Source organism: Pelomicrobium sp. G1 (assembly GCF_051905455.1).
Classification (GTDB): domain Bacteria; phylum Pseudomonadota; class Gammaproteobacteria; order Burkholderiales; family UBA6910; genus Pelomicrobium.
Genome location: NZ_JBQACR010000147.1, coordinates 1 through 384, shown reverse-complemented (window position 1 = coordinate 384; position 384 = coordinate 1). Strand labels below are relative to the sequence as shown.

Sequence of the window (384 nt, the reverse complement as noted above, 5' to 3'; positions counted from 1 at the left end):
ACGTGGAGCGGCTCGGGGCAACCGGCTGCGCCTGCATCGGCAACGGCCGCAACGACCATCTGATGCTGAAGGCGGCGGCGTTGGCGATCGCCATCGTGCAGCAGGAAGGCGTTTGGGCAGGCACTCTAATGAGCGCGCAGGTGATCGTGGGGGATATTCGCGACGCCCTGGATCTGCTTCTCTACCCTCAGCGACTGGTTGCCACCTTGCGAGGATGAGCCGGTGGACTTGGACGCTTCGTTCGGTTGGGGCAATGCGAAGGGCGTTCTCGCGTGCCAGGTGTGACAGAAGGAGCCGAGAGACTTGAGGAAGGCGCGTGAAACAACAACCCCGTTTTTGCCTTGAATGCTTCGCTCTGATCCCTGCAGAATCGCGGATCTGCCC

Annotated in this window: 1 pseudogene; it reads left to right on the top strand. The window is 62.0% G+C overall.

Annotated elements, in window-relative coordinates:
• Positions 1-218: pseudogene (locus ACTFO6_RS17920) on the top strand (HAD family hydrolase); the annotation flags it as partial.
• Positions 219-384 lie beyond the last annotated feature (166 nt).